Source organism: Grimontia celer, assembly GCF_900055185.1.
GTDB lineage: Bacteria > Pseudomonadota > Gammaproteobacteria > Enterobacterales > Vibrionaceae > Enterovibrio > Enterovibrio celer.
Genome location: NZ_FIZX01000002.1, coordinates 200,808 through 226,463 on the forward strand (window position 1 = coordinate 200,808; position 25,656 = coordinate 226,463).

General features: G+C 48.2%; 24 protein-coding genes. 10 read left to right on the forward strand and 14 right to left on the reverse strand.

Annotated elements, in window-relative coordinates:
- Positions 1-6: 6 nt before the first annotated feature.
- Genes GCE9029_RS11180 through GCE9029_RS11210 form a run of 7 tightly spaced genes read right to left on the reverse strand, consistent with a single transcriptional unit; the run spans position 7 to position 7,772 of the window.
- Positions 7-966: a 3-oxoacyl-[acyl-carrier-protein] synthase III C-terminal domain-containing protein gene (locus tag GCE9029_RS11180; protein ID WP_062663354.1), complete on the reverse strand. Its 960-nt coding sequence runs from the start codon at positions 964-966 to the stop codon at positions 7-9.
- On the reverse strand, positions 947-1,897 hold the full coding sequence (locus GCE9029_RS11185; RefSeq protein ID WP_062663355.1) for a transglutaminase domain-containing protein: 951 nt from the start codon (positions 1,895-1,897) through the stop codon (positions 947-949). Before GCE9029_RS11185 ends, GCE9029_RS11180 begins: the two co-directional genes overlap by 20 nt.
- A complete protein-coding gene (locus GCE9029_RS11190; protein ID WP_062663356.1) occupies positions 1,894-2,784 on the reverse strand; it encodes a hypothetical protein in 891 nt (296 codons plus the stop codon). Before GCE9029_RS11190 ends, GCE9029_RS11185 begins: the two co-directional genes overlap by 4 nt.
- The gene (locus tag GCE9029_RS11195; RefSeq protein WP_062663357.1) at positions 2,777-4,312 is read right to left on the reverse strand and encodes an AMP-binding protein; all 1,536 of its coding nucleotides are present in this window, start codon (positions 4,310-4,312) and stop codon (positions 2,777-2,779) included. Before GCE9029_RS11195 ends, GCE9029_RS11190 begins: the two co-directional genes overlap by 8 nt.
- Positions 4,293-5,282 (reverse strand): 3-oxoacyl-[acyl-carrier-protein] synthase III C-terminal domain-containing protein, encoded by a 990-nt coding sequence (locus GCE9029_RS11200; protein ID WP_062663358.1) that lies wholly within the window; start codon positions 5,280-5,282, stop codon positions 4,293-4,295. The genes GCE9029_RS11195 and GCE9029_RS11200 overlap by 20 nt, the downstream gene beginning before the upstream one ends.
- On the reverse strand, positions 5,279-6,832 hold the full coding sequence (locus GCE9029_RS11205; protein WP_082804333.1) for an AMP-binding protein: 1,554 nt from the start codon (positions 6,830-6,832) through the stop codon (positions 5,279-5,281). Before GCE9029_RS11205 ends, GCE9029_RS11200 begins: the two co-directional genes overlap by 4 nt.
- A complete protein-coding gene (locus tag GCE9029_RS11210) occupies positions 6,825-7,772 on the reverse strand; it encodes a beta-ketoacyl-[acyl-carrier-protein] synthase family protein (protein ID WP_062663360.1) in 948 nt (315 codons plus the stop codon). The genes GCE9029_RS11205 and GCE9029_RS11210 overlap by 8 nt, the downstream gene beginning before the upstream one ends.
- A gap of 142 nt (positions 7,773-7,914) precedes the next feature.
- On the opposite strand from GCE9029_RS11210, the gene GCE9029_RS11215 reads away from it, so the two are divergent.
- Together GCE9029_RS11215 and GCE9029_RS11220 are read left to right on the forward strand one after the other, a co-directional pair.
- Positions 7,915-8,283, forward strand: a complete 369-nt coding sequence (locus tag GCE9029_RS11215) for a hypothetical protein (RefSeq protein ID WP_062663361.1) — start codon at positions 7,915-7,917, stop codon at positions 8,281-8,283.
- 14 nt (positions 8,284-8,297) lie between these two features.
- Positions 8,298-9,611, forward strand: coding sequence for a type III PLP-dependent enzyme domain-containing protein (locus tag GCE9029_RS11220; RefSeq protein ID WP_062663362.1), 1,314 nt, complete (start codon positions 8,298-8,300; stop codon positions 9,609-9,611).
- Between the two features lie 79 nt (positions 9,612-9,690).
- Here the strand turns inward: GCE9029_RS11220 and GCE9029_RS11225 are convergent, their stop codons facing one another.
- Complete coding sequence (locus tag GCE9029_RS11225) at positions 9,691-10,431, reverse strand: LuxR family transcriptional regulator (RefSeq protein WP_062663363.1); 741 nt, start codon at positions 10,429-10,431, stop codon at positions 9,691-9,693.
- 376 nt (positions 10,432-10,807) lie between these two features.
- A complete protein-coding gene (locus GCE9029_RS11230) occupies positions 10,808-11,779 on the reverse strand; it encodes a hypothetical protein (protein WP_197475354.1) in 972 nt (323 codons plus the stop codon).
- 296 nt (positions 11,780-12,075) lie between these two features.
- On the opposite strand from GCE9029_RS11230, the gene GCE9029_RS11235 reads away from it, so the two are divergent.
- The gene (locus GCE9029_RS11235; protein ID WP_002536638.1) at positions 12,076-12,663 is read left to right on the forward strand and encodes an acyl-homoserine-lactone synthase; all 588 of its coding nucleotides are present in this window, start codon (positions 12,076-12,078) and stop codon (positions 12,661-12,663) included.
- Between the two features lie 28 nt (positions 12,664-12,691).
- Here GCE9029_RS11235 and GCE9029_RS11240 read toward each other — a convergent pair whose 3' ends face one another.
- Both GCE9029_RS11240 and GCE9029_RS11245 read right to left on the reverse strand, forming a co-directional pair.
- The gene (locus tag GCE9029_RS11240; RefSeq protein WP_062663365.1) at positions 12,692-13,045 is read right to left on the reverse strand and encodes a VOC family protein; all 354 of its coding nucleotides are present in this window, start codon (positions 13,043-13,045) and stop codon (positions 12,692-12,694) included.
- A gap of 167 nt (positions 13,046-13,212) precedes the next feature.
- On the reverse strand, positions 13,213-13,689 hold the full coding sequence (locus tag GCE9029_RS11245) for a DUF3291 domain-containing protein (protein WP_062663366.1): 477 nt from the start codon (positions 13,687-13,689) through the stop codon (positions 13,213-13,215).
- Positions 13,690-13,934: 245 nt separating this feature from the next.
- Here GCE9029_RS11245 and GCE9029_RS11250 point away from each other — a divergent pair, with 245 nt between their 5' ends.
- The gene (locus GCE9029_RS11250) at positions 13,935-16,142 is read left to right on the forward strand and encodes an esterase-like activity of phytase family protein (RefSeq protein ID WP_062663367.1); all 2,208 of its coding nucleotides are present in this window, start codon (positions 13,935-13,937) and stop codon (positions 16,140-16,142) included.
- Between the two features lie 193 nt (positions 16,143-16,335).
- Here GCE9029_RS11250 and GCE9029_RS11255 read toward each other — a convergent pair whose 3' ends face one another.
- Both GCE9029_RS11255 and GCE9029_RS11260 read right to left on the reverse strand, forming a co-directional pair.
- Entirely contained in the window at positions 16,336-17,148 is an 813-nt protein-coding gene (locus GCE9029_RS11255; RefSeq protein ID WP_062663368.1) for a transglutaminase domain-containing protein, read from the reverse strand.
- A gap of 3 nt (positions 17,149-17,151) precedes the next feature.
- Positions 17,152-17,382: a DUF350 domain-containing protein gene (locus GCE9029_RS11260; protein ID WP_002536650.1), complete on the reverse strand. Its 231-nt coding sequence runs from the start codon at positions 17,380-17,382 to the stop codon at positions 17,152-17,154.
- Between the two features lie 222 nt (positions 17,383-17,604).
- Between GCE9029_RS11260 and GCE9029_RS11265 the strand changes: the two genes are divergently transcribed.
- The 4 genes from GCE9029_RS11265 (at position 17,605) to GCE9029_RS11280 (ending at position 20,409) form a co-directional block, all read left to right on the forward strand.
- Positions 17,605-18,147 carry a PepSY domain-containing protein gene (locus GCE9029_RS11265; RefSeq protein ID WP_062665593.1) on the forward strand — a complete coding sequence of 181 codons (543 nt, stop codon included), beginning with the start codon at positions 17,605-17,607 and terminating at the stop codon, positions 18,145-18,147.
- A gap of 68 nt (positions 18,148-18,215) precedes the next feature.
- On the forward strand, positions 18,216-18,479 hold the full coding sequence (locus tag GCE9029_RS11270) for a hypothetical protein (RefSeq protein ID WP_062663369.1): 264 nt from the start codon (positions 18,216-18,218) through the stop codon (positions 18,477-18,479).
- 32 nt (positions 18,480-18,511) lie between these two features.
- Positions 18,512-19,207 carry a response regulator transcription factor gene (locus GCE9029_RS11275; RefSeq protein WP_002536655.1) on the forward strand — a complete coding sequence of 232 codons (696 nt, stop codon included), beginning with the start codon at positions 18,512-18,514 and terminating at the stop codon, positions 19,205-19,207.
- Positions 19,204-20,409, forward strand: a complete 1,206-nt coding sequence (locus GCE9029_RS11280) for a sensor histidine kinase (protein ID WP_062663370.1) — start codon at positions 19,204-19,206, stop codon at positions 20,407-20,409. Before GCE9029_RS11275 ends, GCE9029_RS11280 begins: the two co-directional genes overlap by 4 nt.
- A 246-nt stretch (positions 20,410-20,655) precedes the next feature.
- Here the strand turns inward: GCE9029_RS11280 and GCE9029_RS11285 are convergent, their stop codons facing one another.
- Positions 20,656-21,693 carry a substrate-binding domain-containing protein gene (locus tag GCE9029_RS11285; RefSeq protein ID WP_157487830.1) on the reverse strand — a complete coding sequence of 346 codons (1,038 nt, stop codon included), beginning with the start codon at positions 21,691-21,693 and terminating at the stop codon, positions 20,656-20,658.
- A 211-nt stretch (positions 21,694-21,904) separates the two neighbouring features.
- On the opposite strand from GCE9029_RS11285, the gene GCE9029_RS11290 reads away from it, so the two are divergent.
- Together GCE9029_RS11290 and GCE9029_RS11295 are read left to right on the forward strand one after the other, a co-directional pair.
- Positions 21,905-22,948: a substrate-binding domain-containing protein gene (locus tag GCE9029_RS11290; RefSeq protein ID WP_062665595.1), complete on the forward strand. Its 1,044-nt coding sequence runs from the start codon at positions 21,905-21,907 to the stop codon at positions 22,946-22,948.
- A complete protein-coding gene (locus GCE9029_RS11295; RefSeq protein ID WP_062663372.1) occupies positions 22,948-25,446 on the forward strand; it encodes a putative bifunctional diguanylate cyclase/phosphodiesterase in 2,499 nt (832 codons plus the stop codon). The genes GCE9029_RS11290 and GCE9029_RS11295 overlap by 1 nt, the downstream gene beginning before the upstream one ends.
- Positions 25,447-25,656 lie beyond the last annotated feature (210 nt).

Sequence of the window (25,656 nt, forward strand, 5' to 3'; positions counted from 1 at the left end):
TGCCCCTCATTCAGTGTCCTTTCCTTTGGTAATGGTGAATACCGTTGCTCCAAACGACGCCCCAATGCCTGCAGCGACAGCGAGGCAATGGGCCGTTTGTCCGGCTTTCATCCCGTCATAGAAATCACCAAGATTGACGAAGACATCACCGCCAAAGCAGTGGCCTAGTCGGGAAATATTGCGCGAGTAGACTTTCTCCATACCGACTCCGAGTTTCGCGGTGAGCTTCTTCCACGTTTGTACATTCACATTGTGTGGCAGAATCACATCAACCTGCGCGAGCGAAAGATTGGCTTTATCCAGGCAACGACCGACGACCTTGGCAACATTCAGTTGGTAGTGTTCGTTATATTTTTGCTGCAGCCCATCATTGGTCTCGAGATAGATACCGCCAGAAAACTCACCATCAAACAGGGTTGAAACCGCCACAACGGCAATGTCGCTTTCGGTGCGGGTAAGTTTCACGAGATTGATGGTGTCGGAACTCAGCGCGACGGGGTTAACACGCAAATCTTCGTTGTCAGCAATATCTCCTGTCACAAGAAGAATGTTGTTCAACGAGACATTCCGCTCGAAGTACTGCATGAGCTGCATGGGTGTGGCGCACTTGGTGGCGGATGACGAAAAGCCCAGCCAATGGCTCCCTGCGCCTTTGTTTGTCAGAGAGGCGCGGCTGCTTTTCAACATAACGCGCTCAGCGAATACCCCACATAAAGCGCCAGTGTGATTGTGTACCACTGCATCGCAAGCGGGCTCATCGCCAGCGCTTGCTTGGGCATAGATTGAAAGTGCCCTTGCGTAGTATTCAGTGCATGGCGTCCTGTCGTAATAGGGAATTTCGCCAAAGCCATACCATTGGCTGAATACTTTTGCTGACGAGGCACTGAGAAACAGGGCATCGTGGTCAGCGGCAACATTCAGTGTAGCGGGTGCCGGTGCTGTAACGTTACGACTGATATAAAACATAGTCGTCTTTCCTTATTGATAATGTGGCGCGTTTACCCAATGTAGGGGAGACACTGATATCGCCGTCCGGGAGGAAACGTTCGTCTTCAACAAGCAACCGATAGCAATCAAGGAACGCTTCTTCATCCAGGAAATCAACCGCTGCAATGTCATCCAGCGCTTGGAGGTGCGGCTTAAATTTGGGCATGACACCTGGCTTGGAGTCGGTGAGATAACCCCATAGGTCAAAGACATCAGCCTCGTAGCGACAAAGGCTTGCCAGATCAAACAACATGATTTTTCGCACGTACCAGAGCCCCATCTGAGCATTGGGTGTGCTGCCACTGAACCATTCCGCTCTGAGTTTCTTAGTGCGGATTTTGTGCCAGGCTCTGGGGCCTGAAATAAACTTGGCAGGGTCGACATTCACCGGGTTAATTCCCAGATCCTGATGCTGCATCAAGCGCGAACTGCCTCTCGGTTCGAGCAATTTCCACGACTCTCCGTCGTAATACTCCACAATCACATGATCAGCCAGCGCGCGTTTGGTGTCGTAGTACATATGAGTGAAGCCGTAACGAAGACGCGCAGGCACACCTTGGGCGCGGAATTGGCTGCAAATCAGCAGTGCGAGATCACGGCAGCGACCGCCGACAGGAGATTGAGGGGTATTAGGATCAGGATTCAGCTCAGCGTAGCGTTTAATGATTTCATTGACGGCGCGAAGCGATAGATCGTTTTCGCGCTCTGGGCCCATTTCGTGAAATTCAGAGTGGTTGTAGTGAGCGACCAACTCGTTGGCGAGATCAATGGCAGCTTGTGGATCAGAAAGAATGTCTTCTCCATAGGTTGGTGCGAATTGCTGCCAAGCGTCAAATTCCGTGTAAGGAGTATGGGTTGAGTAAATCCTGGCGATATTCATCATGGCAGATTGTGCGGCATTTGCTGTCATGGTCTTTCTCCCTGTAGTAATGCGTCGAGAACAGCCAGGCATTCGTTTTTCACCGTCTGTTCATGCTGAGATTGCGCTTCGGTATGGCTAGCTTGCCGGGGAAGGTGGATGAAATCGTAGTGCTCGCCTTCTGAAAGCAGGTGCAAGGTGGTTTTGTTGCGCTCAAACAGGTCAAGATAGGCTAATGGGCTGCCAAAAGTGGGGTGACTATCTTGCTCTGAATGTATCAATTGAATATTGCTGATTGGTGCATCGCTGAGTGTGCCATTGAGGTCTCGGGTGGCTGATAAGCCGGGTGCCATCAGCATGAGTTCATGTTGCCAGCCTGGGCAATTCCCGGCAGAGATAGCACGGATTAGCGGGTAAATACCGGCGGAAAAAGACACATAACGAACACGATTGATGCGCTCTTCTGAGAGCACAACGCCTGTTAGCAGAGAGAATGCGCGTAGCATGGCACTGTATTCGGGATAAGCATCCGCCAATGCAAAAGCGACTTTATCCGGGTCTTCGCTTGGCTTTAGGTTTGGGTTGATATAGCAACCTGCCGACAACACCCAATAGCCTTGTTGGGCAAGCTTTTCGGCAAGATGGAAGCAATCAAAAGGACCTCCATTGAAGCCGGGAAGCATCAAGCAGAATTTCTCAACCTCCACATCCGGCTTCGCTTCAACGCAACGTGTTTTCACTGCGCTCCCCAGATGGCTCAAGTAGTATCGTGCGTTTTGTTGACGCTCAGGCGGATTTGCAAGCTCACTTAACGGACACCAGATTGCTAGGTTTGTCGGCCTGCCTTCGAGCGTCACCAGGTTATTGAACATAGCAACGTCGATTGGTGTCTGTGTATTTACTCTTGTTTGGCGGGGCGTAATGAGCGTGTCAAGCATGGCAAGTCACCTGTTTAATGAGTGCTTTTTTGTCGAGCTTTCCATTTCTGTTCTGAGGTAGTGAAGTGACATTCACGAAATGGGGCTGAACGTAGTTGTCATACTGGTCGCGGAAGATGCGTGCCAACGCTGATTCGGAGATCTCAGCGTTCACTGTGACCACAAGCAGGCGCTCAAATGTGCCAGCTTCTCCCTGCGTAAATGGCATCACAACCACTTCTTCCGCACGCGATTTTTCTTTGACGAATGACTGGCAGGCAGCGGTATTAAAACGATACCCACCGATTTTGATGTCATCATCCTGACGGGCAATGAACACGTGGTTTCCATCATCCTCTATACGGATAATGTCGCCTGTTCGAAAGAGGTTTCCATGCTCTGGGCTAAACGCGAATCGCAATGCGGTTTGCTCAGGATTCTTCCAATAGGTTTTTAGCACTTGAGGGCCGGCAATATACGCTTCACCTGTGCCAAACGGTTGAAGCTCGCTGTCTGGTGTGGGTTGCACTAACAGCTGGTGACCACCAAAAGGTTTACCTAGCGGCATATGCTGCGGGTAGTGGGTGTCTGCTTCGAACCGACATGCCATCATGGCAACGGTGCATTCTGTCGGGCCGTAATAGCTGTAAATAACACAATTCGGTGCAGCATCTTTCAGTGCTTTCAGCAGTGCGGGTTGCACTGGCTCACCACCCACAAAAGCGAGGCGCAGGTCTGGATACTGGTCGGGCTGCAGCTGACGTGTTTTCTGTAGATATGAAACGGTTGATGGAACCGATGCCCACGCACTGACGCCATTGGCTTTGAGGTAGCCGGAAAAGTTGAACTTATCATTTTCACGAAGCACGGCAATCGCACTTTGGTTGAACAGTGCAATAAAGATTTCGTGAATGCTGAAATCAAAGCTCAGTGGAGAAATATGGCTGAATACATCGTCAGCCTGAATACCGAACTCCTCACGTGTCGCTTCAAGATAATTGAGTAGATTGTGAGTCTCTACGCCCACCCCTTTCGGGTTACCGGTGCTGCCTGAGGTGAAAATCAGGTATAACTCGCGGTTATTCATAGAAGGAGAAGAGAATGATTGGGCGGTCTTGTGGAAGGCATCGTCTCCCGCTTCAAAGCGCGCCTGATTCAGATGCTGCCCTTCTTGTGATACCAGTGTGGGACAGCCATGGGCTGTGGCTTCTTCAAGCAAGCGTGAATCCGGATTGTCGGTATAGAAAAAAGCGACAGGTAATTCCCGGAGCAATCTCGCCAGAGATCGGTTATCAATCTCCGCCGTCACTGGCACCAGGGTATAGCCGTAAACCACGCTGAAAACGTACAGAGCGATGCTCTGGTAACCGCGCTGTGCGGACATAATGATATGGGTGCCGTGCTGATGTTCGCCCTTGGCATCTACGAGCTTATTCTTCAAGGCTTCGACATCATGAATCAGCTCGTGATAGCGGTACGTTTTTCCCTGGTCGATGACGGCTTTTCGTTTGCCAGCGTCGACCATGATATTAAATAGCTTGTCTCTCATTAAGAAATCCCTCTAGCTGAACTACTTCCAACACGCATGCGCCAAACATGCCCCCGGCACCTGCGGCAACGGCCAGAAACCTTAGCGGCGCGGAGGCTGTCGGGTTTGTGCCGGCAAGACGATGTTTTTCAATCGCGTCACTCAGGTTGATCACCATGTCATTGCAGAAGCAGTGCCCCTCGGTCTGGATATTGCGCGCAAAGAGCTTGTCTTCCGCTACATCGAGCGATTGGCAGAGAAAGCGCCATGACTTGATATTGATGTTGTGAGGCAGGATATGGTCGACTTCCTCTAGCGTGACGCCTGCTCTTTCAAGCGCAGAGTGGATGACCTGATGCATATTGCTGCGATAGCTGTCTTCGTAGGCTTTAGTTTCTGAACCTTCGCCCCAGATGCCGCGGGAAAAACGTCGGTCGTAGTGCATATACACACTACTGACGCGAATTTTTGGCGTGTCTGTCTGGGTCAAAAACAAACTGGTACTGCTGTCCCCCTGAACAGAGAGCCCACGTGTGATCCGCATTTCTTTACTAAAGGCCAATTCTCCGTTGTGAATGGCAACCTGATGTTCGGACTGTGTTCGGAACAGGAGATCAAGCTGCTTAAACAGTGATACACATCGATTGGCATTGCCCGAACCCAAAGGGGTCAGGTTGTGGATGCGAGCTAATTTTCGGTCTAATGAAAGCCCAAAGCGCGTGCGTCTCGCGCCAGTGTTCGCACTTCGCAGCAGTGATGGGTTAACCGATTTGCTGCGAGAAACCAGAGGTAGCAGAATGTCGTCGGTCGATGTGCCTTCTGGCAACACATTGACGGACTCGATTCCCATCATCTTTTTCAGAATATGGGCATTGAATGACGAGCAATGCACGGCGTCATGTTCTTCAATCAGCACCAATCTATGCTCTGGCCGAATCACCCGGATTGCATCGATAGAGAGCGCTTTAGATGGCATCGTTACGGATGTCATGACACCACCTCTGCGTTGACCTGCTGGAAGAGAGATTTGTGGTCTACCTTCATATTTTTATTGAGTGGGATCGGCCCGATATTGATTTTGAGTGGCAGGGCATAACTGGGTAACACAGTGGCGACTTGATGCCGGATGTCGACTTCATTCAATCCCTCGCCAGAAATAAACAGGACGATGCCAACGGTGGTGCCGTTCGTAGAGTTTTTCTCCACAACGGCGAGGTTTGAACAAGGTACGGCTTGTCTAATCAGGTGTAGAATTTCATTCTTCTGTATGCGATGACCGCGGATCTGCAACTGATCATCTGCGCGGCCCAGATAGTGATTGGGCTTGCCGGGTGAGAGCTCGACAATGTCACCAGTGCGGTAGAGAAGTTGTCCTGACAGCGGTTCTTCTACCAGTTTGTCACGGCAGAGCTTGCCATCACGGAAATAACCATCGAAAACCTGAGCACCACCAACAAGCAGTTCGCCATGCCCTTCCTCTGAAATATGACCTTCACTCAGGACATAGAATGTCGTGTCATCCCATGCGTTACCTATCGTGAGAACGCCATTTAGCACGTCATCATCACTGGGGTGAGTGACCTCTTTCCCTGATACCGATACCGTGCATTCTGTTGGGCCGTAGAGATTAAAAATACGGCTATTAGGTGCCAGCTCTCTCCATGCTTGCTGAATGACCATTGGAAATGCTTCACCGCAGATCATTGTTTTACGAATGCTGTTGAAGCGATGATTGCCGAATTTTTTTAATTGATTCAAGTGGTTGATAAATGAAGGGACACACGACCAGAAGCTAATTTGGTGTTTGTCGACAAAGTTCTCAACGGTGGCTGGACTGAGAAGATCCGACTTCTCCGCAACACATAAACAGGCGTGATTGTGGATAGGTACATAGAGCTCGTGAATGTTGAAGTCGAAACAAACATCGTGAATGACTGAAAAACGATCGGTTCGATGAATGTCGAAAAAGCGTGTCGCGGCACTGAGGTATGCCTGCAGATTGTCGCTTTTTATCGGCACAGATTTCGGTACCCCAGTGGAACCGGATGTGGACAGGATGTACACACAATCCTCAAGCTGGAAAGGGTTTTTACCCGTGTTATCAGGCCGTTCCGTTGTTGTGTAGTTGAAGTCAGTATCACAAACCAGTGTCAGTGCGGCACGTTCAGAAATGGCGGACAGCTCTGATGCAGTTTCTGCATCGGTAAGCAGTAAAAACGCCTGCCATTTCCCCGCTTTTGCTTCTGCACGGTCAAAAGGCTCGTTCAGCGAAATAGGCTCGTAGGTAATCCCTTCAATCCCCAGCAAAAGGTTAAACAGATTGCTGAAAAAGGGCGAACGGGAGCAAGTGATAACAGGCACGTTAGGTTTCAAGTGGCCTTGCTTTTCAAGCAACGCCCTTAACGCTGTCGACATATCCAGAAGTTGGCGGTAGCTGATTTCCAGGTGTCGAAAACGTACTGCAGCAGCATCACCGTAATGTGCAAGATTATCCTCGATAGTCTTGAGCAGAGGCGTGGTGTTTGGGGTGATATTAGTCATGGAAAGATTCCTTATCGGCTTCATTGCGCTTTAAGGTGACGCTGGAGAAAAAGCCGCCAACTCCTGCGGTAACGCAGAGAAAGAAATCGGGTGCGTGAGCAACATCCGCGTCACCGGAGACGGTGAGTTGTTCCAACAGCTTAAGGTTGATGAACGCGTCGCTGCCGTAACAGTGGCCATGGTCAGAGACACCACCGGTGAAGAATGTCAGTTGAGGATTACCTAGCTTCTTTTCAATAGCATTCCAGGTGTACACATTGACGTTATGCGGCACGACCGCAATGCGCGCTTCCGGATTTGGATTGATGGCTGCCAATGCCGATTCGATCAGAGCGACGATACGGTCTTTATAAGTTTTCTCGTAAACAGAGTGGCTATCAGGTTCTTCCCAGGCTCCTCCGAAATGGGCGGGGTAAACCTGTGATTGATAGTCGACAAATTGGTAGTTGCCGGATGTGACATCAAGACTGACTGCGCTTCTAGCATCGCCTGTGACGGTAGAGCCGGGAATGTCTTTTAAAATAGAAGTAAAGCCCGTGTCGCAAGTGACTATGATTTGTTTGCTTTCTTGCTGCCGGCGGCGATAAAGGTCGATCACTTTAAACGTCGAGGCGCAATTACTGGCCGTCGAGCCAAACAAAGCGCCTTTACCTTCACTAACACGGTTTAACTTACGAAGGCACGATTGGCCGAAGGGATAAACCTCTTGGCCAGTATGTGTATAGGCAAGATAGGTTGAGCCTTTCAGTGCCGGCTGGTGGCAAAAGTCATCCTGAAACAGGTACTGATAAGGTGATTTGCGAGACACCGGCGTTTGGCTTATCCGGAATATCTTTTTGATGATGCCGACGTAGCCGTTGTCATAGCCGAGCTCCGAAAGCGTCGTTTCAACGGGCTCCCTGAGCTCTGCAGTGTCCGACCAATAATTTAAGTGGGTCATAGTGCCAATCCGTTTGCTGACTTATGGCTATCATTGTTGTCCCTCTATTTCCATTCACCCAGCTGTCAGTTCTGACAGTTAGTCCCCAGAAAAAGCTGTGACATGGTTAAGGAAGCTTCCCGACAAACGAAATGGAGGAAATATGTTTCGGAAGATGTTGCACGCATTGATCATGGCGGCAGTGGTGTTGGTATCGCCCCTGACCTTTGCCAAATCAGACTTCAGCCAAGCGGAGATTCGCACGTTGATTAACGGCCATGAGCTCTCTGGCAGCCCTTGGGTGTTTGAGGAAAGTGATGAAATCAATCACTTTAAATTCTTGCGTGAAGAGCGGAATCAGGAGTACCTGGAGTATTTCGTCTATATGAGCCTTCGCGCGGAGAAGGCTTGCCATAACGTGTTGAGTCTCATCACCATCAACATGAAAAGTGATGAAGTTGAAGCAGTGGATATGGTGCACCATGCCCCTGCACCACGCTGTCTCACATATACAGAGTTCAAAAACCCATAAGAGGATGGCGTGTGATGTCTCAACAACTTTCTGTACCGCAAACACCGTTCTATGTGTATTCGCAGTCGACAATCCAACATCAGTGTCAGCGGTTAAAACGGGCTGTGTTGCCGGATGTTTCTACCGTTTTGTATTCCCTGAAAGCCAATCCAAATCCAGCTTTGGTTAATACCATCGTGGAGGAGGGGATGGGCTGTGATGTGAGCAGTGCATTTGAGTTGGATGTTGCTCTTTCCAGTGGGGTAAACCCCAAGAATATCGGCTGTGTTGGCCCCTACAAATCAACACGGCTACTGATGATGTGTGTGAAGAACAACATCGCTTTTGTGGCTGTTGAAAGTATTGAAGAATTGCTGGAATTGGCGGCGCTCCGAAAGGAACATCAGTCAGACACGGCCATTCTGCTGCGACTCAATCCTGATATTGATATCTCGGGTGGCTCAATGAAGATGGGAGGTGCGGCGTCTCAGTTTGGTATCGCAGAATCAGATCTTGAAGGTGTCCTGTCACTAGCACGTGAGCGTCAGATTCATATTCATGGTGTGCATGTTTACGCCACAACACGTGTGCTTGATCCGGACAGTTTTCTCACCAATTTTTCTTCGCTTTGTGAATATCTGGCAGCGATTCCTGAGCGGTTTGGGCTCAAGCTGGAGTGGCTCAATGTTGGGGGAGGGTTTGGGATCCCTTATTACAAGGGCGAGCAGTTTTTGCGTCTTGAAGCGATTCAGGAAGAGCTTTTGAACCTACAACATGCTCTGGTGAAAAAGACGGGAGTAAGGCGTCTTTTCTTTGAAAGTGGCCGCTTTCTTGTTGGGGAGGCAGGGAAAGCCGTTGTACAGGTGAAGTCAATCAAGCAATCCATGAATAAAACCTATGCCATTTGTGATGGTGGCTACAACTTATTCCACGGTGCGACAGCCTTTGCGAACTTGATGCGAAAGCCTTACTTCATCAGTAAAGTAGACCCCGAAAACCTCAATATTCTGTCCGAATTACCGCTTCCTGGGCGGGATGTTAACGGTGAGGTGTATACCCTTGTTGGCCCACTTTGCACACCGTCAGACATCATTGCTGATAAGTATGTTTCTGAACCACTCTCTGTGGGTGACTATTTGGTTATCCATCAGGTGGGCGCTTATGCGATTACCAGTTCTCCTGGCCTGTTTATTGGTCACGGATTTCCCGCTGAATACATGGCTACAGGGACGGACATTGTTCAAATCGGCAAGCAAGACTCTATTGAGGAAATGAAGCGTCGATATGTCATTGGGGCGAAAAGAAAAGATCATCAGTCCGACACTTACAGTCAGTTGGCGGTTGTTTGAAATCGCGTCGTAATTAAGCAAAAGAGAAGTTATCAACTTCTCTTTTGCTTCAATTCTTCCGTCGTTTCTTAGCCCCTAGTCATAAGTTGGGCTTCAACAGTCCTTTTTTGATAGCCAGTGCAACCGCATGTTGACGGTTGGATGCATCAAGCTTCTTGGTACAGTTGTTAAGGTGAAACAATACGGTGCGTTCAGATACATCAATGATCTTTGATATTTCCCATGCCGTCTTGCCTTCACTTGCCCAGAAAAGACAGTCAGTCTCCCGTTGAGTTAGTGTGGCTTCACCTTTCCCTTTTTCCTTCACTTTCAGCAGCATGTAACACTCAAGGAGGTGTGTTGCCAGGGTATGTGCGAAAGGAATAGCGGCGTTCAGTTTGTCACAATGGTTATCTTCATCCCCGATTGCCATGCTTAGGAGGACAAAATCACCCGACGCTGACTTGATAGGAACGGTAAATCCATTATGAAGTCCGTGCTCTTTGGCGGCACGCATCAGTTCCTGTTGTTTGGGATCTTGAAACTCTTCACGTTGGACAAGCGAATCCCAACGGATGGGAGATTGTTGGGTCATGATGTAGCTGACAACAGGGTCAACCCGTTGACTGTTTTGCTTAAAATAAATATCTAACCAGGGTTTAGGGTAATTACTCAATACATGAATGACAGGAGCGTGGAGGGATATTTGCTCAATCACGCCAAATAAATAAAAGGGTATTTCTACCAGTTCGCAAAACTCTTCGCAGATCGTTTCTAGTTCTTGTGTATTTTTGATGTCACCTAGCTTATTGATGATGGCATACAGCTGTTGAGTATCCATGATTGCCGTTTTCTCTTTCCATAATGCGTAGCCTGAGTAAAAAATTATTTAGACAAATAGAAAAAGCTGAACACCGCTCAGTCGATGGCCAGAAACTACCCTCTTATTTGTCTTTCTATTATCTTTTGCTGGCTTACAGCATGAATGACCTTAGCACCGTAGTTATCTAATTGACAAATTAGTAGACGGTAAATTAGGCAGGAAAGAGTAAGGTGAGACTAAATTCACTAAAGCGAGAATGATAAATTGAGTTGAAGAAACGAATAAATTTAGCAACATGCATGCAATATGATTTTTTCTTTAATATTTAATGTCGTACTCTTGAATTCCATTCTCTGTCATAGAGTTGATTGCACTAATTAAATGCTTTTTTACTTCAACTCTTTATTCCGATCTCTCTACGCATTTTCACTAGTACACCAGAGTCAAAGCCTTGAGTAGAAATGACTTTCCAATGCCATAAACTGGGTATTTTAGGTTCGGTATGATTGGTGGGAGCGGGGTATTGAGCAAAGGAAGGGACACCTGTCAAAGCAACGTATAGGTTGCTTTCATCGATGACGTTGGCATTGGCCAACTGGCAAAAAAAAGGGTATCCACAAAGTACAACCAGGACACTTTGGCCGGCAGAAGCCAGCTTACTCTGCAAGGCTTTGAACGCTTCAACACTCTCTATTTCTATCGCACAGCATTTGTCTTTTATGACGTCTATATGGGCGTCAACCTGATAAAGTGTTTTCTCAACAGCCACAATCGTGTCTTTCGTCAGTGAGTGATACAAAGTACTTTTCGCACCAAAGCCAGATAGAAAATGCTCATAAGTCACTCCTTGGCCCATCGCATTCATAGAAACAAAGCACGTTGTCCACGGTCTTTGCTGGCTTTGAATAGTGGCAGGCCCAAAGAAGAGCGACTCATTAGTTGCATCCAACTCAGGTTGGATGAGAGTGATGTCATCATGCTTAAACGCTTCTACCCCCAATAAATTGCTTAGAGTGGGAGATAGTGTCGGATAGCAAACTGTTTCAACATTAAGTCCTTGAATAAAAGCGTTTAACTCACTCGTGCTGTAGGAGAAGCGATGAGGAGGTGAGGAAATATAAAGTCTTTGCGTCGAAGAAGATTCAAGGGGCTTTTTCGGGGTATTGAATACCGGGTCGCCTAAAAAGCCAGTGTGGCTTTGTATTAGTTGGTTTCTCTGAAAGAGCATCCAGGCAATGCCATTCCGGTTAGAAAGGGATTTTGCCTTATTTATTGTGATGACGAGTTCATCCGGCATCACATTGTAATCCAAGGTTGAATCAACATTTTGTAATGTCATGAGATTACTGTTTTCTGAGTTGTTCAAGTTAATTTCCTTCAATATCGAAACACAGGTGTCAATTAAATAAAAATTAAACGACCGTTTGATATATAAACGACACCCACATCCACAATAAGCAAACTATTGCAAATAATCTCCCTGTTATATGTGATAGGAAATTATACAAGACCCATTCAACTTATTTATTTTTCATGCATTTATTGGCGCTCTTTAAATGACTGCTATTTTAGACAGCTTATCTAAAAAAATGCTCTGCAATAGCCTTTAACCCGTTCAGCAACGTTCGTTCAAAACAATGCCAACGGCTAAAGGATGAGACCATGAACCAGCTAATTACTCTGACTCCAGAAACACGTTTTTCCAATCAATCCGTGCTTAACGATATTTATCGCCTACGTCATCGCAGTTTCTTGGAACGTCTGGGGTGGGAAGTAAAATCTAACCAGAAAATGGAGTCTGACGATTTTGATCGTTCCGGTGCCAGCCATATCGCTCTAAAAGATGAGGAAGGAAAAATTGTGGGATGTTGGAGAGCGTTACCAACACAGCAGAGCTACATGCTAAAAGATGTGTTTCCGCAATTACTCCAAGGTGAAGCCGCTCCTGAGGAAGAGGGCGTATGGGAAATTTCGCGATTTACAACGGCACGGGAGAGCTACACGGAAGCAAGCAATGGCTGGTTTGGCAATCATGCACTCACTTTGATTCGATCTTTTTATGACTTTGCCAAACAAAATGATATCCGTGCCTATGTCTTTGTCACCACAGTGGGGTGTGAGCGCATGTTACGTTCTCTTGGTTTGAATATGCGTAGAATGGGAGAAGGCAAGTCTCTTCAGGTAGGAAAAGAACGTTCAGTAGCACTTTGGCTGGATGTGGACGAGTCTTTGAACTTCAACCTAAATTGATTACAGAAGGGGGCTCGCCCCCTCCTCGTTATCTATCTGACCAAACCGCAAACTCATTGCCGCTTGGTTCGGTAAAATGAAAACGCCTGCCACCCGGGAAATCGAAAATCGGCTTCACAATCTTGCCGCCAGTCTGCTTCACATTGATTTCTGTCTGCTCCAAAGACTCACTGTAAAACACCAAAAGTGCGCCGCCGTTTGACGTCTCTGAGCACATGTCTGCGCGGAAGAATCCACCATCTAAGCCTTGATCAGAAAAGGCGGTGTAATCAGGGCCGTAATCAGTGAAGGTCCAGCCAAAGGCTTCAGAGAAAAAGGATTTGGTGGCTAACAGGTCGCGGGCGGGAAATTCAACGTAGTTCAGTTTACCGTGTTGGTTCATTGGCGCACTCCAAGGTCGTCAGGAACGCGACCATGTCCGGCCGCGCAGCCATTCAAGATGATTGAAGTTATCCTAAATGAAGGACGTTGATCGCTTTGAGATCAAAGGCAACTTCCTGCAAACAAACCTTCTTAAAACGGAAACAAAATGCTATGCGGTGAAGTGGGTTACATTTGGTTTTGAGCTGTTTCTGTTGTTGCACCTGAATCTGAAGGTTCGAAGAATTGACGGAAAGTGAAGGCGTATTCTGACTCGCCGTGTTCGCGTAAATGCTCCAGCCTCTCTTTTGCTTCTTCCAGAGAAGGGATGTGTCCCTTCGGAATCCACCACATCACAAAGTTGTGGGAGCTTGGTTTTTCAAACCATTCATTGCGGCGCTTCATGATGTCCAAATGATGGGTTTCGAACATGAACTGCTTGAGTGCATCGGCGGACTCCCAAACAGAGAGGTTAATCAGGGTGTTAGGGTTACCAAAAAGGCGGTAGCTGAGCACCTTGCTGTAGGAGTCTTTGAAGCGCCACACATACCCACGGGACGATTCCGCAGTCGCATTGACTGAGGGAATGTTATCGACAAAGTCCTTCAAAAGTGGGTCGTCGATATTGGCTTTTGCAAACGAAATATTTAACTCGGCAAGGTGCATTCTATTCTCCCTAATTTGTCCGTTCATCAACCTCCCACGAATCATCAGAGGGGTAAAGTCACCCTAAGATGATGCGAGGAGTACGTCTCACTCATGCAGTGATGTGGAAGTTACCAGACACTGAAGTGTGGGTATTGAACGATATTTCACTAGCATCACCTAACTGCCATCCGATTGTCATTGTTCTGAAATCTCGGCTCGTAAAGGTAGCGCCATTGAATAGGGTAATAGAAAGGAGTCCACCCATGCGTAAGCAGCGCAACCTACTCACTTCTGTGCTGGCGCTTTCAGTCAGCGCGGGTTTGCACGCCGCAGATCAGTCTTCATTCCAGCGCATCAGTGCCGTGTCTACAGCCAACAATATCCCACCGGGCGTGGAAAAAAGTCACGAAACCTCCGCGGAAATTATTGCTGTCAGTGAAGACGGCAACACACTGGTTTACACCGATAGTCCGTTGAAAGGTGTGGGGATGCTGGATATCACCAACCCTAAAAAACCAACTGGGAAAGGTTTTGTTTCTTTGGATGGCGAGCCAACCTCGATTGATGTGTTGGGTGACACCTTTGTCACTGGCGTGAACACTTCAGAAAATTACACCCAGCCTTCCGGCTATCTGGTTCAGCGAAACCTGAACACGGGTAAACAAATGTGGAAGTGCGACTTGGGCGGACAACCCGATTCGGTTGCGGTGGCGAAAGACGGCAGTTTTGTTGCGGTGGCGATTGAAAATGAACGCGATGAAGACCTGAATGACGGTGTGCTTCCGCAATTTCCTGCCGGCCACTTGGCGATTGTCCCTGTGAAAGGCGGTCAACTGGTGTGTGCAGAACAAATGAAAGTGGCAATGACAGGTATGGCAGGTATTGCGCCGGAAGACCCAGAGCCAGAATTTGTGGATATAAACAGCCTTGGCGAAATCGTGGTCACCCTGCAAGAGAACAATCACTTGGTGATTGTTGATGGTAAAAAAGGCGAAGTGATTGCGCACTTCCCTGCTGGCGCGGTTGACTTGGATAACGTCGACTTGGATGAAGAGCGCGCCCTGACTTTTGATGGCACGCAGAAGAACCGTAAGCGCGAACCCGATGCGGTGAAATGGCTGGATGACGAGCGTTTCGTGATTGCCAATGAAGGTGACTACGAAGGCGGCTCACGCGGTTTCACCATCTTTAACAAGCAAGGCGATGTGCTGTTTGAGTCGGGTCTGGATCTGGAATACCGCATCGCAATGGCGGGCCACTACCCGGAAAAACGCTCTGGTAACAAAGGCGCAGAGCCGGAAGGTCTGGAAGTCGGTACTTTCAATGGGCAGCAATACATTTTTGTGTTGTCTGAGCGAGGCTCAGTCGTCGGCGTTTACCGCGACACAGGTAAAGCACCAGAGTTTGTTCAGTTGCTACCATCTGGCATTGCACCGGAATCCGCTGTTGCGATTCCACAGCGTGGTCTGCTGGCAACGGCCAACGAGAAAGATCTGATTGAAGATGGTGGCGTACGTGCTCATGTGATGCTTTATCAGATTGGCAGCGAAACGCCTGCTTACCCACAAATTGAATCTGTGATGGTTGATGGTAAACCCATCGGATGGGGGGCGTTGTCAGGTCTGGTTGCGGATCCAAACAACGAAAACACCCTGTATGCTGTGAACGACAGTTTCTATAAAGCCCAGCCTTCGATTTTTGTGGTCGATGCTTCTTCTGCGCCAGCCAAAATCACAAAGCGTATTCCAGTAATGAAAGACGGCAAACCAGCGAAGAAGCTGGATTTGGAAGGGATTACCACAGATGGTAAAGGCGGTTTCTGGTTAGCCTCTGAAGGGCGCACTGACAAAGAGATCCCACACGCCCTGTATCGCACTGACGTCAACGGCAACATTGTAGAAACAGTCGAATTCCCCGTTGAATTGCTGGCTGTGGAAAAACGCTTCGGCTCAGAAGGCGTGACCCGTGTGGGTGACAACCTCTGGGTTGCCATTCAACGTAGCTGGAAAGACGACCCTGAAAACACCGTAAAGCTGGTGCAATACAACACCAAAACTGGCGAGTGGAAAGCGGTGCGCTACCCGACCGAACCTGCTTCAAAAGGCTGGGTAGGTCTGTCTGAAATCACGGAACACGAAGGTGCACTTTACATCATTGAGCGTGATAACCAAATTGGTGACGCGGCGAAAGTGAAGCAACTGACCCGTGTCTTGCTGGCAGATACCAAGCCAGTGGCTCTGGGCGGGAAACTGCCATTGGTTCGCAAAGAAGTGGTATACGACTTCATTCCGGATCTGAAAGCACCAGGTGGCTTCGTGACGGACAAGATTGAAGGCTTTGCGATCACCAAAGACGGTAAAGCATTCGCTGTCACCGACAATGACGGTGTGGATGACAGCAGCGGAGAGACTTTCTTCTTCCCGCTTTCCAAAGATGGAAAGGCGCTGGATTTTGCGACTTTGCGTCCGTAATCCAACGACCAAAAACAAACCGCCGGCGCAATTCCGGCGGTTTGTTTTAAAGGATTAACTGGTAGCTCAACAAATCGTGGTGCTGCCCCTGAATCAAAGCTGCGTTTAGTGCTCGGCAATCATTTAAGCTGAGAGGTGATAGGGAAACCGTTTCCATCTAGCGGGTAAGTGTCCTTGTTTACATTGTAAATTGTTAAAAAGGCTGCTCAGTGAACCGGCTCATCAGTTTCCAGTGCTTAGATGAATAATCTGTGGTGACTTCAGAACCTGTGTTCAGCCAAAAATGGTCTTGGGTAAACATCATTGTCGGGTGGTAATTTGGTAGTGTTGAAGCCAGTGGATACTGTCTGCCAAATCCCCGCTTTTGGGTTGCTTCCAACACATATTCGTTGCCATTAAGGAACAGCACTACCCAGGCATGACCGCCACCATCATATGTACCGACCGCCACGCGTGCGTCATAACCCGCTTCAATCAACCAGTCTGCCAGCAGAATGGCATGGTCCTCACAATCCCCTGAAGGGTAGAAATATGACTGCTTGCTCGATTGCCAAATTTCCATCAGGCCACCGTATTGTTCGTGGTCATACTGATAGGTTTTCTTTCTGGCGATCACCAGCATGGGCAACATAGGGTTGTCGACCTTGAAGGGCAGATAGCCTTCTAGGTAACTGTGTGTCAGGTGAAAGTTCCCTTTGATATCGGGTGCTAGCGCCGTAAAAGATCGGTTATTGGTTTGGTAGGTGTAAAACCCGTTATTCCCTTTTAAAGATGCACGCCAACGGGCGATTTCCTTGTGAGAGATCTTACGGTTTGATTCAAGCAAGGTGAGAAAGCCATTGCTGCCATCAAATTCGATATCCGCCTGAGTCAAGGCGCTGGTGGAAGCGGTTACCTGCTTTTCTGTGTGACTTGGCACATCCGGTAGCTTGGCCTTTCTCTCTTCAAGCAGGCTGGCAACTACGGTCAACACCAACATCAGCGGAAGATAAAACTTGAGGTTCATGGCTTAACTGCGAAAACCGAACGCGACGATAACGGCGACGAAAATGAGGATGGTTGATGCAAAAAGCGAAACCGCTACATTGCCCTTCTTCATTTCCTCTTCTATATCCACATTCTTCAATAGTTTCTTGTCCACCCACAACAGGGCGTAAACGCCAACCAGCAGAGAAATGATGGTGTAAATGAGATTGATGGAAAGGTTGAGAATTGAAGCGAAAAAGAACTCGCTGCCCATAGTTGCACTCCTTGCATAGGGAAAGAATCGGCTTCTGCCATAAGCGTTGATACTACTGTTTTTATCGCGATGATTCGATGCAAATGCTTGGGAAAGCGAGCCTTATCAAACCTTACAAAAATGTATAGTTCGCGAAAAGTTGGCGAAAGCCCCTTTGGTTAGAGTATCTACGTCGACAGGGAAACGTCCTTGTCCACCGATACCAATAACGAGGATGACACCATGAAAAAGACAATGATTTTTAAGCCTGCTGCTATTTCTGCTGTATTGGGTCTGAGCGCCATGATGGCGGTAGGCACTGCAAATGCGGGTGACGCGCCAAAGTCACTGAACGAAGATGCAGTCAGCCTGGTTCAGGCGGTTGAGATTGCCAAAAACGCCACTGGCGGCGTGGTACTTGAAGCAGAACGCGACGTAGAAATGGGCCAGGCGGTATACGAGATTGAATTGGCAAGCGAAACCGGTGAAGAAATCAAAACCGTGGTGAACGCGACGACGGGAGAAGTGATCCTGACGAAAACCCGCCGCGACCATGACGATCACCACGATGACGACGTAGAAGATGCGATCTGGCTGTCAGGCATCAAAGACGGGACTTACCTGTCACTGGAACAAGCGCTGATGCAAGCAGAAACCCAGGTAGGCGGTAAAGCCTGGAGCATTGAGCAAGATGACCACCGTGGCCAGCCTTCTTATGAAGTTGAGCTTCTGGATGCAAACGGCAAACGCGTTGAAACCCGCATCAATGCGGTAGCAGCGAAGTAAACCCACGCTGAAAAGTAGACCATTCGAATCTTTCTGTGGGGCGGTGTCGCCCCCATTTGGAGGTACATATGAACGACGAAAACAAAAACACATCAATGTGGCAACGCGCAAAAGAGATGGTGAAACGTGTTGTTCAAGAGGCACCTATGGCAATTCTGGGTGTTGTGAGTTTCTCACTACTATTTATGCTGGGACTGGTTACACTGGGTATCAGTTTGATGGCAGGGGTTGCCGCCATCATTATGGCAAAATGGCAACAGCGCAAGATGGCGAACGACATTGCCAACCCAACAGATAAGAGAAACGACGAAGAACCGATTGCGGCTATGTAAGCCGCAATGTTATCCGAACAGAGAGAGTCCCTATGCGCGTGTTGTTGGTCGAGGACGATACCAGCCTCAGTAGTTTTGTAGAAAAAGGCCTGCGTGAAGCAGGCCATCAGGTTGAAGTCACCGACAACGGTAAGCATGCGCTCACGCTTTGTATGGCAGAAAGCTACGATGTGGCGATTGTCGACCGTATGTTGCCGGGGCTGGATGGCCTCTCTTTGGTAAAAGCGCTGCGTGCAGCTCAGGTCGGCACGCCGATTCTCTTTCTGACCGCCCTAGGCGGTGTAGACGATCGCGTGCAGGGCTTGGAAGCGGGTGGTGATGATTACCTCACCAAGCCTTTCGCGTTTTCTGAGCTGTTGGCTCGCGTCACCGCGCTTTCCCGCCGTTCTGTGTTGAAGTCCACCGAAGCCAGCCCTGAAATCAGTTATGGCGACGTGGTGCTGAACCTGTTTGAGCATTCCGCCACCCGACAGGGGCAGCCACTGGATTTACAGCCGAAAGAGTTCCGTATTCTGGAGCTATTCCTCCGTCATCCTGGTCGGGTTATCACCCGTACCATGCTGCTTGAACACGTTTGGGATATTCATTTCGACCCGCAAACCAGTGTAGTGGAAACCCACATCAGCCGCCTTCGCAACAAGCTCGAAAAGCCATTTGGCGACACACTGATTCAGACTGTGCGTGGCGTGGGCTACAAGCTTGAACAAAAAGGTGGTGAGGCGAAATGAAAGCCAGAGTGACGGACTTATTCCATCGCCACTTTTCCAAGCGCAAACTGCTGACGTTGTTGCCGACGTGGATGAAAAGCTCGGCAACCCAGCAAGGTTTGATGTTTGGTGGCGTGTCGATTATCAGTCTGGTACTGATGGCAACCGTGACCTTCCTCTATGTCGAGCATGAGCTGAAAGATCAGAACCGGGAGATAGTGAAAGAGTCCCAGCAGCTTGCCACGGGTCACCACAAAAAAGTGGATGACGACCCGATTGAGGACGATGAGATTCTTGCGGTGCTGGCATCTGGTTTTGTACTTGCCGGCGTATTGGTTTCGATTTTCACCGTGGCATTGGTTATTGCGATGAGCCGTATCAGTCAAAAACGCATTAATCGCATTGAAAGCGTGCTCAATGCCGCGGCTGAGGGCGATCTTTCCGCACGTACGGACGTGAAATATACACACAATGACTTGGCGCGTATTTCAGTTTCTGTTGATGACATGCTGTCACGACTGGAAGGCTCTGTCGCGGCGATGAGCGACATCTCTGCCAACATCGCTCACGAGCTAAAAACACCGATTACCCGCTTGCGCCATAACCTGCTGACACTCCGTGAAGAAGCCGACCGTGTCGAGCCGAATCTCGATGACGCTTTTATCGAGGAACTGGACAAAGCGCTGGAAGATTCGCAGCGTTTAGCTTCTATCTTTGACGCGTTGCTGAGGATTTCCCAGATTGAATCCGGTGCTCGCCGAAGCCGATTTATGGCCCTTGATCTCAACGATGTCATCGAAACTGTGGCAGAGATTTATGTCGATGTGGCTGAAGATGCCGAGATGACGCTGACGGTTGATAAGCCAGATTCACCATTGATGATTCAAGGCGATCGAGAACTACTTATCCAGCAGGTGGCGAACCTGATTGAGAACGCGCTGCGCTATTGTCCGGCGGGCAGCTATATCCAACTTCGCTGCGGGGAAAATTTGGAAAGTGGCAATGTGTGGCTCGAAGTGAGCGATAACGGTTCTGGCATTGCGGATGAAGAAAAAGAGCGCGTGTTCGAGCGCCTATACCGCGTAGACAAAAGCCGCACAGATGGTGGCTTGGGTCTTGGGTTGTCTTTGGCAAAAGCGGTGGCTGGTTTGCATTATGGCAATATTGAGCTGTTTGATGCTGAGCCAGGGTTGGGCGTCAGGGTAGCTATCCCAGTTCGCTAGGTGACCAATTAAACGCACTATTAGATTGTTTTTATTAATAAAGAAAGTGGAAGGTGTACAGGCTCGGAAGAATAATTCTTAAACTGCCACCTTTCTTTTTTATATGAAATGTTTTTCATTTCGTTTTCAGTTGTGCAAATTAATTCAATTGGATATTATTTTATCTTCTTAAGTTCGAGAATAAATTGGATTATCGACACTTTAATTCTCATTAATGAGAATTAAGGTGTCGGGTTTTGATATTTTTCACTCAATGCCAGAATAACGGAATGCTTCTTTGGTCAGGCGATTTAATTCGCTTTCTTCCATCTGGTTATGAACCACAGTGATACGTCCGAGATAAATTAAAGGTACTTCTGATGCCCTACCTTCAATGTGAAATTTGATGGCTTCAGCGGTGGCCACACCCAGATCATCACTCATCCGCATTGGCGTCGCATCTAACTCACCCGCCCGAATTTTTTCGATCTCCTTTGCTGTACCACCCCAGCCCGTCACATAAATGTCAGACAATCGGTCTGCTTCACCAAGCGCTTCAACCGCTCCCATGGTCATGGCCGTATTGGCATTGTGTATCATTGACACTTCAGGGAAATTATTGAGTACCAACCTTACGCCGTCAGCGCCTCCGAGTTTCTGATATTGGCCAAAGTGCTCGTAAATGTTTAGCCAATCGCCTTTCTGCTGAACACAGTCGATAAATCCTTGAGAACGTTGAGTATCTGTAATGCCAGGAATCCCACGGTTTGCCGCAAACTCCACCTGTTTTCCCATGTGTTTAATCACGTGATCGCAAAGCACATCTGCGCCCATAGCACTCGAAAAGTCGAACCAGCCGTCTGGTTGATGTGTCCATTGATTGTTAGGTGTGTGGAACGCCCAAATGAAGGTTTTGAACTTGTCTGACGCCGAGAGTTTTTGGATGTTATCTGCCTGCAGGTCCAGTTCGGAAGGGCCGAAAATCACGAAGTCGTAAGGCTGCTCAGCGTTAAGTACTTGATCTGTATATTGCGATTGCAATGAGTGCTCGATTTGCTTTGAGGGATACTCATGAACCTCATAGGGCAGCTTTAAGTCCAGTAAGCGTTTGGTCATCGCTTTGAAATTTTTCACCCAAAAATCAGAGATATCTGCACTCGGGTAAATAACTGCAATACGCATAGGTTTGCTTAATTTTTCTATATTCGTCGGTAAAGGTGGTTCACTAACGGTTTTCTGAAATGTTTTAAGTTTTTCATTATTCGAATTATTTAGGTTTTCTTTAGATGAAACTGAAAAAGACATCACCCATAAAGCAAAAACCAGGCCTGCCACTATACTTCTTTTCATTTTCCTTCCTTGTGGTTTACCAACTGGAAAAACTCTATTAACATGCTTATTAATGATACATGAGAATTATAAATCGGACTGGTTTCATTCTTTGAGTGCTTATATTTTTTCCCGATTCAAGACTTTTATCATCTTTTTCTTCGCGACAACGTGTTCTGCCGAAACGATGACAGCGTATTACGTTGCTTATGCGCAGGAAAAAGTGAGAAGAGCGATATCTGAGAACGCTGTCTGGGATGGCCCCACGACCGGCCCGAGTATCGTGAGCGACAAAAACATTATTTTCGTTGCTTCTGACTTGAGAAACGGTGGGGTGTACGGCGTTGGGAAAGGAATGTCTGAAGCCATTTCCAATATCGACTGGCACCTTAGGTTTATTGATGGGTTTGGCTCAGAGGTTCGCCAAGGAGCAGCCATCAAGAAAGCCATCAGTTTCAAACCGGATGCGATTGTGCTCGGTGGCATCGACGCCCAGCATCATAAAGACGTTCTCAAGATAGCCAAAAGCCAGGGGATCGTGGTGATTGGTTGGCATGCAACCGAGTTAGCAGGTGGGAACAGCGAACTGGGTCTTTTCATGAACGTCACCACAGATCCTCTCGCCGTTGCTGAGATTGCCGCCATGCTGGCTATCGTCAACTCCAAGGGGCGCGCAAAAACCCTGATATTCACAGACCCCAACTATAAAATTGCCACCATCAAAGCGAACGCCATGGCTGACACCATCCGGCGCTGTGCAAACTGTGAAGTCTTGGAGGTCAACGCGCTGCCGCTGGATAAAATTGCCGAGCAGATGCCAGTAACGTTTGAAGGTCTATGGAAGAAATACGGCGCAGATATTACCCACATTCTCGCCATCAACGACCTCTATATTGATTATGTTATCCCTTCGCTAGAAACAAACGTTGAACAGCAAATTCATATACCGCAGAACATCTCTGCCGGTGACGGAAGCCGTGCGGCCTATAAGCGCATCAACAATGGCAGCTTCCAGTTAGCAACAGTTCCAGAGCCACTCTACTTGCATGGTTGGCAGATCACGGATGAACTGAACCGCGCATTCAACCAACTTCCCCCGAGTGGGTATTCCGCGCCTGTACACATGGTGACACCAGATAATGTCAGTGAATTGATTGGCAAGCATGAACGTGGTGTGTACGACCCAAAAAATGGCTACCGCGATGCCTACCTCAAGATATGGAAGCCATGATGAACCTGAACAATACCAGTATTACCCAAAGGCTTATCATCTCAAGCCTCATCTCTCTCCTGATGGTGAGCTTCGCTGTTTTGATTGTTATTCGTTCGCTGTTCTACGTCGAATCAACACTCAAAACGGAAACCTCACGTCATGTCTCTGAACTGATTGTGAACTCAGAGATCAGCCGTCGTGTCTTTGCATTGACCTCGCGTGTGAAGCTATTGGAACAAACCTTCCTGTACAGTGAAACTGTGCTTTCTGAAGAAGCGTTTAACATTGATTTCCAACTGCAAAGGCTAAGAGATCTTTCTACGAATCAGGACTTTTCCTATCAAATAGATGCGTTCATCGACAACTTCCACCGCTTTCTCGGCAGCTCTCTGGCACTGAACCGAATTCTCAAACAGACCAAAACCATTGATGCGACCCTGGCGGATCAACTCAACGCGCTTGAGGTGGCAGTGGCAGCGAGCAAGTTAGAACACCTCGGCGAGGAAGAAGTGACTATCTACAACAACGAGCTCGATATTATCGCCATGCTTCGTGAGTCATTTTTGATGGTTGGTAAAATGTTGGGGGATATTCATAGCCGCATTACGCCTGAAACCGAAAAAGTGTTACTCATCGAGGCAGAAAAGGAGCTGGATATTCTTCAGCTTCATCTGGAAAACGTGGACATATCCACCACGGAAGTCCGAACGCAGAAAATCGCGATTAAGCGGACCTTAGAGCGATACCATGCGACGCTCAGGAAAATCCGCGCCAATCTGGACCAGCGTTGGATTGTGATGGCGGCACTTGTTCAGGCTCAGGCAGGTTTGCTAGAAATGGTGGAAAGCACGGAATCCCGTGTGCAGGAGCAAACCTTACAGCTCACGACTCAGCTGGAAGATGTGATCACTGAATCTCGCTTCAACGCTATCATCATCAGCCTGTTAGCGTTTTTGTTCTCCGTGCTGCTGGTTAATCACGTTGTCAGCAGGCATATCCAGAAGCCTCTGGACGATCTTAAAGATGGATTCGATCGCTTGGTTTCCCATGGAACCAAACGGCCCATTGATTTGGGGCGTTCGGATGAGTGGGGGCATATCGAGAATGCCTACAACAACATGGCAGCGAGGCTGTCCGAAGCTTATCAGGCCATTACCGAAGAGAAGAAAAACTTCGACTTTCTTGCCCACCATGACCCGTTGACCCGCTTAGCGAATCGATTACTCGCGACGAAAGAGCTGCGTAACCAAATCGCTGACTCCAAGGAGAATGGCACCAAATTCCTGCTTCTCTATCTGGATATTGATGAATTCAAAACCATCAATGACTCCCTGGGACATGCCGCGGGAGACAACTTACTGGTCAACGTGGCGGAGAAACTGACCAGATTGATTGGTGATTCCGGCTTTGTCGCCCGCATGGGTGGGGATGAGTTTATGATCCTCATTCCTAACACTCACTTAGAGCAAGGGAAGCTCATTGCCCAGAGAATTAATAAGGCAATCAAGCAGCCTTACTACATTGAAAAAAGCACAATTTTTGTATCAACCAGTATCGGTATCTGTGAGTTCCCTGACCACGGACATGATGGTGAAACACTGATCCGGAATGCAGATACGGCGATGTATTACGCGAAACGCAATGGTCGCGACAGTTACCGTATTTATACGGATGAAATGACCACAGAAGTGAACGACATCATCGAAACCAACCGCGGTTTAAACCATGCGGTTCGTCGAGATGAACTGACTGTTTTTTTCCAACCCAAAGTGAATTTAGCTTCCGGCAATATTGTTGGTGCAGAAGCATTGGTGCGGTGGCAGCATCCTAAACTGGGCTTGCTCCCGCCGTCTGCTTTCATGGAAGTCGCAGAGAAATCTGATCTGGTTGTCGACATCGATAAATGGGTGTTTAGCAAGGTAGCCAGATTGGTCACAGAGTGGAAAAATGCCGGTATCGACACGTCAAGTATCCTTATCTCCGTTAACTTCTCCGCAAGAATGTTCTACATGACAGATTTGGCAGAGCAACTGCAAAAAATCCTCGATAAGACAGATTGCGAGCCGAGCCAGCTGATTTTGGAAATCACGGAACGCGACATGATGCGGGACTTTGAAACCTGCGTCAGGACAATCGAAACCCTTCACGCCAAAGGCTACAAAATCGCGATTGATGACTTCGGCACGGGTTACTCCTCGCTCTCCGTGCTTAAAAATCTGTCAGCCGATTACATCAAGCTCGATCGTAGTTTCATCAAAGACGTTCACTCATCATCGTCGGACTATGAAATCACCAAAGCGATTCTCCAACTGGCGAACGTGCTGGACTTATCCGTGGTGGCAGAAGGGGCAGAAACTCGACCGCATGTCGATACATTGCGTCAGCTTGGGTGTGCTTCGGCTCAAGGCTACTATTTTGCCAAACCGCTGCCCGTTGATGGTTGGCTTGACTACTTGGAGGAAAACCAGCGCAAGGCCAGTCAGAGTGACTTTATCAGGCTGAAATCCGTGACATAAAGCCTTGCTATTGGCAGGTACTGAACGGTTTTATAGGCCGAATAGTATTACTCCATACATTGTTAAGCGGTAGTTTTCTCTCCCGATTTCAACCGATGAACATTATTCATAAAACAGCCCTTAGAGGGCTGTTTTTCGTTGGAAAGGATGAATATGTATGAAGACTAGCGGACAAATTTCCCCAAGTGGGATTTTACCGTGTTAAGGTTT